Origin of the sequence: Anaerotignum sp., assembly GCF_051877975.1 — a bacterium.
Classification (GTDB): Bacteria; Bacillota; Clostridia; order Lachnospirales; family Anaerotignaceae; genus Anaerotignum_A.
This window is the reverse complement of the sequence record NZ_JBJEJK010000033.1, coordinates 1-12,799: the sequence shown is the minus strand read 5'-3', so window position 1 is coordinate 12,799 and position 12,799 is coordinate 1. Positions and strand designations below refer to the sequence as shown.

Genomic DNA, 12,799 nt, shown 5'->3' with positions numbered 1-12,799 from the left:
GCATTATTTCTAATACTGAGATCCTGATTCGTCATCTTAACTTAATGACATTGTCGGAAAGGACTCTTTTTTATTCTTCATATTCATCGATTGCAGAAAGAATCATATCTTTCAACATGCTCATGCTGAACCCTTCTTCCATTTCCAGTTCCAGAGAGAGTTCTTCCCATTCGTCTTCTTCTGCCAGATAGCTGGCTGCAAAACCACTGGACAGATCGTCTTCGAAAATCACTTCGCCTTCGATGGCCCAGCTTTCTTCGCTTTTGTCTACAGAGATAAGATTGACTTCAGAAATTTGCAGCATAATGAATGATCCTCCTTGCGTTATTTTTTCTTCTTTGGCTTTCTTTTGGGAGAAGCAGGCTTCCTTGCTGCTTTTCCCCCTTTTTTATCCTCTTTTTTCTTCACGGAATAGCCGAAAGTGCCAAGCTTTTTGCCCAGCCCGTAATAGGCACCGTGGGAATAGCAGATGGGTTTTGCCTTGTCGAAATGGAATTTGCCTGTTTCATCCAGATATTCATCGCTGACCTGCACAGAAACCACCTCTGCCAGAAACATATCATGGGTCCCCAGGGGGATGATCTGCTTCACTTTGCATTCGATATTCACAGGGCTTTCATAGATGATAGGTGCATCTACCCTTTCTCCCTTTTTGGCAGTCAGTTTCATTTCCGCAAATTTATCAATATCCCGCCCGCTTTTTACACCGCAGTAATCGCAGGCATAGGCCAGTTTTTCTGTTACCAGGTTGATGACAAATTCGCCCGTTTCCTTGATGATCTGATGAGAATGGCGGCTGGGGCGAATGGAAACGTATGTCATGGCAGGGTCACTGTTGATGGTTCCTGTCCATGCTACGGTGATGATGTTTTTTTCCTCTATGGTGCCGCAGGAAACCATAACGGCGGGGACGGGGTAGATGACAGTTCCCGGTTTCCAGATATCTTTTCCCATAATTTCTCTCCTTTCGGGGATGGAATTTTTTCTGTAATTCATCTTATATGAGTTGTGTGTCTTTGTAAAGATAAAAAAGTGTCAGAAAAGGGAAGAGGATTTTTGTTCAATCTGAAAAACGGAAAAGGGAGGGGCTTGTCAATTTTGTCTCCCTTCGGTATGATGAAAAGAAAACGACAAATTTTAACAGGAATTTGACAGGAAACGGGAGGAAAACGATGAACCTGCCTTTGGAATATACGGAAAAAATGAAAGCCCTTTTGGGGGAAGAATATGAGGAGTATCTGGCGTCCTTCGACGAAGGAAGATTTTACGGCCTGCGGGCAAATACGCTGAAGATCAGCCCGGAGCAATTGCAGGAAACAGGTGTATTCCGCCTGAGCCCTGTGGCATGGTGCCCCGAGGGGTTTTATTATGAAGGGGAGGAACGCCCTGCTAAGCATCCCTATTATCATGCAGGGCTGTATTATCTGCAGGAGCCCAGTGCCATGAGCCCGGCGACGACCCTGCCCATCCAGAAAGGAGATTTCGTCCTTGACCTTTGCGCTGCCCCGGGCGGGAAAACTACCCAGCTTGGCGCAAGGCTGCAGGGGACGGGGCTGTTGGTTGCCAACGACATCAGTGCAGGCAGAGCTAAGACTTTGCTGAAAAACGTAGAACTGGCGGGCATCCGCAACGCCATCGTCATGAGCGAAACGCCGGAACATCTGGCGGAAAGATTGCCTGCTTTCTTTGATAAGATATTGGTGGATGCCCCCTGCAGCGGCGAGGGGATGTTCCGCAAGGAGCCGGATATGGTAAAAAGCTGGGATGGGGAAATGCTGGCATTCTGCCGCACAGAACAGGCCAAGATTTTAGAGGCTTGTGCACCTATGCTGAAGGCGGGCGGGATGCTTTTGTATTCCACCTGTACCTTTTCTCCCGAAGAGAATGAAAAGAGCATCGGGGATTTTCTGGAACATCACCCGGAATTTGAACTGGTTCCTATGGAAAAAAAGCATGGCTTCGCTTCCGGGCTTCCGCCCTATGAAGCCTGCGCTCGGCTGTATCCCCATAAGCTGAAGGGGGAGGGGCATTTTCTGGCTCTGCTGCAAAAAAAAGAGAGTGAAGGAGGAAAGATGATTCCGGCGGAAGAAGGCAAATGGATAAAACAGATGGAGCCTTTTCGGGAATTTGCTAAGGATGTCTTGCAGGAAATGCCCAAGGGCATCTATCAGATTTTCGGCGATGGGCTGTATCTTTTGCCGGAAGGGACGCCCAAATTGGAAAAGCTCCGGGTTCTCCGTACGGGCTGGATGCTGGGAACCTTGAAAAAAGACCGCTTCGAGCCTGCTCAGGCCTTTGCCATGGGGCTGCGGAAGGAAGAAGTGAAAAACGTGGTGGATTTTCCGCTGGAGGATGACCGTGTCATCCGCTACCTGAAAGGGGAAACGGTGGAAGGAGAAGGAAAGGATGGCTGGACATTGGTCTGCGTGGATGGCTTCCCCTTGGGTTGGGCGAAGTTGCAGAAGGGCAGGCTGAAAAATAAATATGCAGTCAGCTGGAAGTGGGAATGAAGCGTATTTAATACATAGACATTTGTGCGATTATCGTTGACAAATTTTGTATCATCTGTAAAATAGAACTATCGTATACAATAAGGACGTTTTATATTTATTTGTCTCCGACGCTGCAAAAGCGAATGCTTTTGCGAATGAGGGTCAAGGGAACGGATTCCCTTGCAGGGTGCTCGAGGGACAGCGTCCCTCGAAGAAAAAGAAGGAGTGAAGGAAATGGCATTGACATATATCGGCACAAGGGATAAAAACATCAAAGCAACGGCATCGGAAGCGATTTTGCGGGGCATCTGCCCTGACGGCGGTCTGTATATCCCCGAGGAAATTCCCAAGATGGAAAAATCTCTGGAAGAACTGGGCAAGCTGAATTATCAGGAACTGGCTTATGAGGTTTTGTGCAAATTCCTGGATTTTACAGAAGAAGAACTGAAAGCCTGCATCGAAGGGGCTTATGATGAAAAATTCGATACGGCGGAAATCGTTCCCGTGGTGAAAAAGGGGGATGCTCTGTTTTTGGAATTGTTCCACGGCAGAACCTTGGCCTTCAAGGATATGGCTCTCTCCATTCTGCCCTATCTGATGAAAACGGCGGCGAAAAAGAATGGTCTGGACAAGGAAATCGTGATTTTGACAGCCACCAGCGGTGACACAGGCAAGGCGGCACTGGAGGGCTTTGCCAATGTGGAAGGCACCCGCATTATGGTATTCTTCCCGGAGGATGGGGTCAGCCCTGTGCAGAAACTGCAGATGAATACCCAAGAAGGTGCCAACACCTGCGTTGTGGGCATTAAAGGCAACTTTGACGATGCCCAGTCCGCAGTGAAGAGCATTTTTACAGATAAAGCACTGGAGAAGGAATTGGAGGAAAAGGGGTTCCAGTTTTCCTCTGCAAACTCCATCAATATCGGCAGACTGGTGCCTCAGATCGTATACTATTTCTGGGCATATCTGAACGCGGTGCGCATGGGCGAGATCAAAGCAGGGGAGGAACTGAACTTTACCGTACCCACCGGGAACTTTGGCGACATTCTGGCGGGCTGGTATGCCATGCAGATGGGTCTGCCCGTAGGCCATTTCGTATGTGCCTCCAACGATAACAAAGTTCTCTATGATTTCTTCCGCACAGGCAAATACGACAGAAACAGAGCGTTCCATGTAACGGTGTCCCCTTCCATGGATATCCTGATTTCCAGCAATCTGGAACGTCTGCTGGCCCACATGGGCGGACAGGATGCCACAAAGGCGGAAATGGAACAGCTGAGCAAGGAAGGCGTCTATACTGCGGAAATCACAGAAAAGAAGATCAGCGGCGAATATGCCACAGAATCAGAAACCTTTGCCGCCATCAGAAATTTTTACGAAGAAACAGGCTATGTGATGGATACCCATACGGCTGTCGCCTATGCGGCCTATCAGAAATATAAAGCGGAAAGTGGCGATAAGACCCCTACGGTCATCGTTTCCACTGCCAGCCCCTATAAATTCACAAAGGACGTTATGACGGCACTGGATGCAAAATATGCCGAGGGCGATGCTTTCGCTCTGCAGGCAGATCTGGAAAAGGCCAGCGGCGTGCCTGTACCAGCCCCCATTCAGGGGCTGGAACACAGACCTATCCTGCATAAAAATGTCTGCGAAAAAACAGAGATCAAGGATGTTGTGAAAAACTGGCTTTTGTAAGGATAAAGGGGGATACTTATGGAGGACTGGAAAAGGGAAGAAGGTCAAGAGGAACAGAAAGAAAAAAATTATGTGTCCCGCAGAGAATTTTATATTTGCTTTTTGATTTTGCTGGCGGTGATTTTCCTGCAGGGAATGCTCACAAGGGAACGGATCCAACTGGAAGCCAGTCAGTTAAGAAATGGCTATACCAATCGGTTGGACGGTCTTGGAAATCGCATCGACAATATCCCCAACAGTATCGAAAATGCTCTGTTGGAGGCGGATAACCCCCTGCGGGAAAGCGATATGGAAATCGTAGATGTAGACATGAAGGGGAAAACAGCCACCATCCGCATGATGGCAACACCTAAAGAATATCAGGACGGCATGACCGTGAAATTCTTCCTCTCCTGCGATGGGGCAGAAGCAATGGAGGTGCCTGCAATGGCAGGCAAAGACAGAGCCTTTACGGCAGAGGCGAAGGTGCCCTTCTGCGGGGAAGCAAAGGCAACGGTAAGTGTGCAGAAGGGTGATACAGAAGCCATTCAGAACATGGGCATTATGACTATCGAAGGACAGGTTTTGCCCTATTTCAACGGAAATTGGGGCGGCTCTATTTCGTGGCTGGCAAATCAGAAATATGTCACCTTTGATGGGGATATTCTTGTGGATATCCAGAAGCCCGATTGGATGATTGAGCAAAAGAAAGCTTTTTCTCTGAAAAATGAAAAAGTCGAGGTCTATATTGACGGCAAAAAGGTGAAAACCATCCCTGCGGAAATCGTTATGGAAGATGAATTTACCCATTGCTATCAGGCTTCCGTTACAGAGGAAAATAAAATCCAGCTGGGCGAAGGGCAGGAAATTCAATTCCTCTTCAAAGCAGAGGATAACAATGGACTGAAATACAGCTATGAGGTGGAAACCGGCTACTTGACGGAGGAGAACGAATATATCGGGCAGGAGCCGGCAACAGATTTGAGCGGCGGCGGGCGGCTGACCATCGAATAAAACAGAATAGGATGAGAAAGAAGGCGGACAAAGTTTCCGCCTTTTTTGCGTGAAAATATTGATTTTGTCCGTTCCATAGCGTAAAATAAAATCAGCATATTATGTGCATTCGGCGGTGCTGCCGAAGGGAACTGACACTGTAAAATATAACAGAAGAAAAGGAGATAGAGTATCATGAAAATGTTCATCGACACAGCCAATGTGGATCACATCAGAGAAGCAAATGACCTGGGCGTGATCTGCGGCGTTACCACAAACCCTTCCCTGATCGCAAAGGAAGGCAGAGATTTCGTTGAAGTTGTAAAGGAAATCACAACCATCGTAGATGGCCCTATCAGTGCGGAAGTAATCAGCCTGGATCATGAAGGCATGGTAAAAGAAGCAAGAGAACTGGTAAAGATCCACAAAAATATTGTTATCAAGATTCCCATGACACTGGAAGGCCTGAAAGCAGTAAAGATTCTGGCGGCGGAAGGCGTAAAGACAAATGTAACACTGATCTTCTCCGCTACACAGGCATTGATGGCTGCAAGAGCAGGCGCTACATACGTTAGCCCCTTCCTGGGCAGAGTAGATGATATCGGTTCCGTTGGTATGACACTGATCGAAGAAATCGTTGATATCTTCGATATCCATGGCATTGAAACAGAAATCATCGCTGCATCCATCCGCAACCCTCTGCATGTCATCGATGCTGCAAGAGCAGGCTGCCATATCGCAACCATCCCCTACAATGTTTTGATCCAGATGGCAAAACACCCTCTGACAGATATCGGTATCGAAAGATTCCTGAAAGACTGGGAATCCGTACCCAAGAAGTAATAAAAACAAGCTGATTTGAAAACTGAACTTTTGGAGGAAAAACCAAATGAACAATATTGATAACCTGACAATCAATACCCTTCGTTTCCTTTCCGCTGAAGCCATCCAGAAAGCAAAGAGCGGCCACCCCGGCCTGCCTCTGGGTGCTGCTCCCGCTGCTTACACTCTTTGGGCAAAGGAAATGAAAGCAAACCCTGCAAACCCCAACTGGGATAATAGAGACAGATTCATCCTCTCCGCAGGTCATGGTTCTGCCCTGTTGTATTCCCTGCTGCATGTATTCGGCTATGGTCTGACCATCGAAGATCTGAAAAACTTCCGTCAGAGAAATTCCCTGACACCCGGCCACCCCGAATACAAACATACAAAAGGCGTTGAAGTGACCACAGGCCCTCTGGGGCAGGGGATCGCCAATGCCGTTGGTATGGCGCTGGCAGAAAGCCATCTGGCAGCAAAATTCAATACACCCGAATTCAAGGTGGTAGACCACTATACCTATGCTCTGTGCGGCGATGGCTGCCTGCAGGAAGGCGTTGCTTCCGAAGCGGCTTCTCTGGCCGGTACCATGGGTCTGTCTAAGCTGATCGTACTGTATGACAGCAATCATATCACCATCGAAGGCGACACAGCAACAGCCTTCTCTGAAGATGTGCTGAAACGCTTTGAAGCATACGGCTGGGATACACAGGAAGTTGCAGACGGCAACGATGTGGATACCATCGCAGCAGCCATCGAAACGGCGAAAAAGACAAAGAAGCCTTCTATCATCAAGATTGAAACAAAGATCGGCTATGGCGCGCCCAACAAGCAGGGCAAAGCATCTGCCCATGGTGAACCTCTGGGTGAGGAAGAAATCAAGCTGGCAAAGGAAAACCTGGGCTGGCCCTACGAAGAAGCCTTCTATGTTCCTGAAGAAGTGAAAGCCCATATTGCTGCAATCAACGCAGCAGGCGCAAAGGCAGAAGCAGATTGGAACGAAATGTTCCAGGCCTACAGCGAAAAATACCCCGAACTGGCAAAGGAATATGCAGAATGGCACAGCGATGAACTGGCTGCAGATCTCTTAAATGATGAAGAATTCTGGAAGGATGAAGGCGATATCGCAACTCGTGCTACATCTGAAAAGGTATTGCAGAAGGTAGCAAAGGTAGTGCCTAACCTGTTCGGCGGCTCTGCAGACTTGGCGCCTTCCAATAAATCCCTGATGAAAGAAAGAGAATATTACAGCAAGGAAAACCCTGCCGGCTCCAACGTACATTTCGGTATCCGTGAATTTGCTATGACAGCTATGGCAAACGGTATGGCGGTACACGGCGGCGTAAGACCTTATATCGCTGGTTTCTTCGTATTTGCTGACTACATGAAAGCAGGTCTGAGAATGGAAGCTCTGATGGGTCTGCCTGTTATCAGTATCCTGACCCACGACAGCATCGGTGTTGGTGAAGATGGCCCTACCCATCAGCCCATCGAACATCTGGCAATGCTGCGCAGCTTGCCCAACTATAATGTATTCCGCCCCTGCGATACCAGAGAAACCGCAGCAGCTTGGTATACAGCTCTGACAAGCAAAACAACTCCTACCGCATTGATCCTTTCCAGACAGAATTTGCCTGCCCTGGAAGGCACAGGAAAAGCAGCTCTGAAGGGGGCTTATGTGCTGAAGGATTGTGAAGGGACACCCGATGTACTGCTGATGGCTTCCGGCTCTGAAGTAGAACTGATCTACAAAGCAGCCGATGAACTGGCAGCAAAAGGCGTAAAGGCTCGTGTCATCAGTATGCCTTGCTGGGAACTGTTTGAAGCACAGGATGCAGCCTACAAAGAAAGCGTAATGCCCAAGGCAGTTCGTGCAAGACTGGCTGTGGAAGCAGCTTCCGATTTCGGCTGGTATAAATATGTTGGTATGGACGGCGATGTCATCTGCATGGATGGCTTCGGTGCATCTGCTCCTGCAGGTCTGCTGTTCAAAGACTTCGGTTTCACAGTAGAAAACGTAGTGGAAAAAGCATTAGCTCTGGTAAAATAATCTGAACAACAAGAAAAGCTCCTGGTGGCAGCATCAGGGGCTTTCTTTTCATAAATTTGCGCGAAAGGAGGAGAAAATTTGCGTACATTCATTGCCATTGAACTGGAAGAAGAAGTCAAAAATCATCTGGAAAGCATACAGACAGAAACGCAGAAGCTTTGCCGCCGCGGGAATTTCACGCCCAAGGAAAATTTCCATCTGACACTGCATTTTCTGGGGGAAGTGGAAGAGGCGGATTTGGAATACTTACAGGAGGCTATTTATGAAACAGCCCGCCGCAACCGCCCTTTTACCTTGACACTGGATAGAATCGGATTTTTTCCCAGAGGAAAGAAAGGCATCCTTTGGGCTGGTCTGGAAAAAAGCAGCCCTTTGCAGAGATTGTTCAGCACCTTGGAAAAATCTCTGGAGCAGCAAGGCTTTGCCCGGGAACGAAAGGGGCTGAGCCCTCATATCACATTGGGCAGAGAGGTGGAACCCCAGCGCAGCTTTCTGGATGTGCAAAAGGGGATAAAGGTAGAGCCTATGCAGGTTTCTGTTAGAAGCATTTCTCTGATGGAAAGCGTCAGGAAAGGGCCAAAGTTGGTTTATGTGCCTCTGTTCCGTCAGAAATTGATCGGAAAATGATTTTCCAAAGCTGTTTTCTATAAAAACAACAGTTTTTTCACAAACTTATGTTTTATTTCCAATTTTATCTGAGAAATCCATTATAAATAAAATTTTATACGATTCCCGCAGGAAGCTGGCGATTGGCGTAATCTGAAAAGATTTCGCCTTTTTTATGTCTAAATCACGAAAAAAGTTTATTTTAACGAAACAAGTATACTAATAAGAAAGAAATGTTTCTTAAAACGAAATAGATGTCGAAAATAAACAAATTTTATCGCGAAAAAGGATAAAAAATGAAGGTTTGTTGTTCATTGCTCCAAATCGTATTTTTTTTAACAATTTCGGTTGAAAAAAGGAAAAACCTTTCATATACTGAGCATATAGACAAAGGATACTATTTTGGGGGATTTACGAAGGAGAACCTGTTTCTGACAGGTATCAAGAAGGAAGCAAGGAGATATTTTTAGAGGATATTTTTAAGGAGGAGTTTAAAATGGCAAACACTACTGTATTTTTCCCCGGTTACTCTGCAGGCGAAAATGCTTACATGGATATCGACAAAGTCTGCTCTCCATATGGCACAAAAGCAGTTGTCATCAGTGATGAAATTTCTATCAATGCAACAAAAAAATATTTGGATGAGGCAACAAAAGACGGTATTGTAAAAGTAGAATATATCTTATTTCCGGGTGAAGCTTCCTTTGAGGCTGCGGAAGAACTTCAGCAGAATGAAAGCGTGAAAAATGCAGATATGGTTTTCTGTCTGGGCGGTGGGAAAGCCATTGATACTGGTAAATTGGTTGCGCACAATCTGAATAAACCTTACTTTACATTCCCCACCATCGCTTCCACATGTGCATGCAATTCCGCGCTGGGTATCTACTATTATCCAACCCATGAATTCCGTACATTTTTCCGTGTGGACAGACCTCCCGTACATATCTTTATTTCTACAAAGGTTATCGCAGAAGCGCCTGCATCGTTCCTGTGGGCTGGTATCGGCGATGGTATGAGCAAAGAAACAGAAGTAAAATTTTCCGCAAGAGGCAGAGAAGATGAACTGACTCTGGAGGAACAGGCTGGTGTAGCATTATCCGGCTGCTGTACAGAACCTCTGCTGAAATATGGTATTCAGGCTATGGAAGACTGCAGAAACAACCGCGCTTCCAAAGCGATTGAAGAAGTTGCCCTGGATATCTTCATCAACACAGGTATGGTTTCCAATATGGTTGACTCTGCAAAATACAACACATCTCTGGCACATGCTTTCTTCAACGCAAGCACAACACTGCATCAGATTGAAGCAAGACATAAACACGGTGAAGTCGTTGCCTATGGTACACTGGTTCTGCTGGTACTGGATAAACAGTATGAGAAACTGGAAAGATTCTTTGCATTCTATAAAGGGATGGAACTGCCTACCAAACTGGCTGATATCGAAATCACTGTAGAAGAACTGGATCCCGTTCTGGAATTGGCAGTAAAGAGATACGATATGGACGTAGTTCCTTACGAAATCACACCTGCAATGATCAAAGATGCGATTCTGGAGTTGGAAGAATATAACAAAAAAATGTCTGTTTAAGGAAGATTTTCAAAGGATTTTCTGTCAATTTGATGGTAGTTCGACTTTTTGAAAATTTGACGTTTTTTTTAGGATACATACTGGAAAAAGGCAGAAAAGTACTTTATACTAAAAGGGTATGGGAAGGCCGAGAGATTCGGGGTTTTCATTCAGAAAAGAATGAAACGGTAAAATCCGTTTCGGACATAGAAAGAGACAATAGTCTATGACACAAGCAAACGTTTTAAAGGAGGAAACAAATTTATGGAATTCGGATATTCTAAGGAGCAGGTACTGCTGAGAGAAATGTACAAGAAATTCGCTGAAACAGAAATCAAACCTCTGGCAGAAGAACTGGACGAAGAAGAAAGATTCCCCGTGGAAAGTATTCCTAAGCTGGCTAGATATGGCTTTATGGGTATTCCCTTCCCTAAGGAATACGGCGGCGCAGGCGGTGACTATCTGACATACGCTATGGCTATCGAAGAACTGGGGAAAGTATGTGCAACTACAGCAGTTATCGTTTCCGCGCATACATCTCTGTGTGCAGGTCCTATCTACTACTTCGGTACAGAAGAGCAGAAACAGAAATATCTGGTACCCCTGGCAAAGGGCGAAAAGATCGGTGCTTTCGGTCTGACAGAACCCAGTGCAGGTACAGACTCCTCCATGCAGCAGACAACAGCTGTTCTGGATGGTGATGAATACGTTCTGAACGGTACAAAAGTATTTATCACAAACGCTGGCTATGCTGATATCTATGTAGTTATCGCTATGACAGATAAATCCAAAGGCAACAAAGGCATCTCTGCTTTCATTGTTGAAAAAGGCACACCCGGCTTCTCTATTGGTAAAAAAGAAAGAAAAATGGGTATCCGCGGTTCTGCAACCTGCGATCTGATCTTTGAAAACTGCAGAATCCCCAAGGAAAACCTGATCGGTAAAGAAGGCCAGGGCTTCAAGATTGCAATGCAGACATTGGACGGCGGCCGTATCGGTATCGCTTCTCAGGCAATCGGTATCATGCAGGGCGCTATCGATGAATGTGTAAAATATGTAATGGAAAGAAAACAGTTCGGCAAGAAGATCGGTCAGTTCCAGAATACACAGTTCGAACTAGCAGATATGGCAACAAAGGCAGAAGCCGCAAGACTGTTGGTTTATAAAGCAGCATGTGAAAAGGATGCAGGCAGACCTTACAGCCATCTGTCCGCAATGTGCAAATACTTCGGCGGCTCCATGGCAAGTGATATTACAAGAAGATGTGTACAGCTCTTTGGCGGTTATGGCTACACAAGAGACTATCCCGTAGAAAGAATGATGCGTGACGCAAAAATCACTGAAATCTACGAAGGTACATCTGAAGTTCAGAAGATGGTTATCTCTAGCTGGATGAAATTGAAATAATCGAGAGAAAGAAGCAGGAGGAAAAACTCTATGAAAATTTTGGTTTGTATCAAACAGGTACCTGATACTGTTGAAGTAAAGATTGACCCCAAAACAGGCACACTGATCCGTGACGGCGTACCTTCCATCATCAACCACGATGACAAAACAGGTATCGAAGCAGCGCTGCAGCTGAAAGAAAAACTGGGCGGCACAGTCACTGTCGTTTCCATGGGCCCTCCTCAGGCAGATGTTGCCCTGAGAGAAGCTCTGGCTATGGGCTGTGATGAAGCTTATCTGGTTTCCGGCAGAGAATTTGGTGGTTCCGATACATATGCAACATCCGGTATTATTGCAGCAGCACTGAAGCAGATTGGTTACGACCTGATTATCACAGGCCGTCAGGCAATCGACGGTGACACAGCGCAGGTTGGCCCTCAGATCGCTGAAAAACTGCATCTGCCTCAGGTTTCTTATGTAGAAGAAATCGTTGATGCGGCAGAAGATTATGTAGTGGTAAAAAGACAGTTTGAAGATGGCTACCACATCGTAAAAGTAAAAACACCCTGCCTGCTGACAGCAATCGCTGAACTGGCAGAACCCAGATATATGTCTATCGGCGGTATTTTTGACGCTTACAAAAAAGAAGTTAAGATTCTTGGCTTTGAAGATCTGAAGGATGACCTGGAACTGGATATGATCGGTCTGAAAGGTTCTCCTACAAATGTATTCAAATCCTTCACAAAAGAAGTGAAAGGCGCAGGTACAAAGATGACAGATCTGACACCTGAAGAAGCTGTAGATGTAATCGTGAAGAAACTGGAAGAAAAATTCATTATCTAACGATAAGTCCTAAGGGCTCTGCCCTTAGAACCCGCAAGGGGCTCAGCCCCTTGACCCGATTTGTACAAAACTGCGTTTTGTGCGGGAAAGAAATTTAGATTGAAAATAGAAGCCCTATTCTTTGCAAAGCGTATGCTTTGCAGATATGGGGATCTGGGGATGTGAGCACCGCCAAGAATAAGGCGGCGGCGAAGCCGTCTTTCCGCAGGAAAGATGCTTGAACAGTTCCCCAGCGTGGGTTTGGGAGCTGGCTCCCGAGAAATAATAAGGAGGCAATACCAATGAGCAAAGGTATTTTTGTAGTAATGGAGCAGAGATACGGCAAGGTTCAGAACGTAGGTCTGGAACTTGTTGGTGAAGCTACAA

11 protein-coding genes are annotated in these 12,799 nt (G+C 46.3%); 9 read left to right on the top strand and 2 right to left on the bottom strand.

Annotation, left to right across the window (positions count from 1 at the left end):
* Window positions 1-70: 70 nt before the first annotated feature.
* Both ACI39P_RS05710 and ACI39P_RS05705 read right to left on the bottom strand, forming a co-directional pair.
* Window positions 71-304, bottom strand: coding sequence for a hypothetical protein (locus tag ACI39P_RS05710; RefSeq protein ID WP_439719719.1), 234 nt, complete (start codon window positions 302-304; stop codon window positions 71-73).
* Window positions 305-324: 20 nt separating this feature from the next.
* The gene (locus tag ACI39P_RS05705; RefSeq protein WP_439719718.1) at window positions 325-954 is read right to left on the bottom strand and encodes a flavin reductase; all 630 of its coding nucleotides are present in this window, start codon (window positions 952-954) and stop codon (window positions 325-327) included.
* Window positions 955-1,172: 218 nt separating this feature from the next.
* Between ACI39P_RS05705 and ACI39P_RS05700 the strand changes: the two genes are divergently transcribed.
* From ACI39P_RS05700 to ACI39P_RS05660, 9 genes are all read left to right on the top strand, one after another.
* The gene (locus tag ACI39P_RS05700) at window positions 1,173-2,510 is read left to right on the top strand and encodes an RsmF rRNA methyltransferase first C-terminal domain-containing protein (protein ID WP_439719717.1); all 1,338 of its coding nucleotides are present in this window, start codon (window positions 1,173-1,175) and stop codon (window positions 2,508-2,510) included.
* A gap of 216 nt (window positions 2,511-2,726) precedes the next feature.
* Complete coding sequence (gene thrC, locus ACI39P_RS05695) at window positions 2,727-4,190, top strand: threonine synthase (RefSeq protein ID WP_439719716.1); 1,464 nt, start codon at window positions 2,727-2,729, stop codon at window positions 4,188-4,190.
* An 18-nt stretch (window positions 4,191-4,208) separates the two neighbouring features.
* Window positions 4,209-5,183 (top strand): hypothetical protein, encoded by a 975-nt coding sequence (locus tag ACI39P_RS05690; protein ID WP_439719715.1) that lies wholly within the window; start codon window positions 4,209-4,211, stop codon window positions 5,181-5,183.
* Window positions 5,184-5,357: 174 nt separating this feature from the next.
* Window positions 5,358-6,005, top strand: a complete 648-nt coding sequence (gene fsa, locus ACI39P_RS05685; protein ID WP_016406926.1) for a fructose-6-phosphate aldolase — start codon at window positions 5,358-5,360, stop codon at window positions 6,003-6,005.
* Between the two features lie 46 nt (window positions 6,006-6,051).
* Entirely contained in the window at window positions 6,052-8,031 is a 1,980-nt protein-coding gene (gene tkt, locus ACI39P_RS05680; protein WP_439719714.1) for a transketolase, read from the top strand.
* A gap of 78 nt (window positions 8,032-8,109) precedes the next feature.
* Window positions 8,110-8,658, top strand: a complete 549-nt coding sequence (gene thpR / locus ACI39P_RS05675; RefSeq protein ID WP_439719713.1) for an RNA 2',3'-cyclic phosphodiesterase — start codon at window positions 8,110-8,112, stop codon at window positions 8,656-8,658.
* A gap of 475 nt (window positions 8,659-9,133) precedes the next feature.
* Entirely contained in the window at window positions 9,134-10,225 is a 1,092-nt protein-coding gene (locus tag ACI39P_RS05670) for an iron-containing alcohol dehydrogenase family protein (protein ID WP_439719712.1), read from the top strand.
* Between the two features lie 243 nt (window positions 10,226-10,468).
* Entirely contained in the window at window positions 10,469-11,611 is a 1,143-nt protein-coding gene (locus ACI39P_RS05665) for an acyl-CoA dehydrogenase (protein ID WP_439719711.1), read from the top strand.
* Window positions 11,612-11,641: 30 nt separating this feature from the next.
* A complete protein-coding gene (locus tag ACI39P_RS05660) occupies window positions 11,642-12,433 on the top strand; it encodes an electron transfer flavoprotein subunit beta (protein ID WP_439719710.1) in 792 nt (263 codons plus the stop codon).
* Window positions 12,434-12,799: the final 366 nt, after the last annotated feature.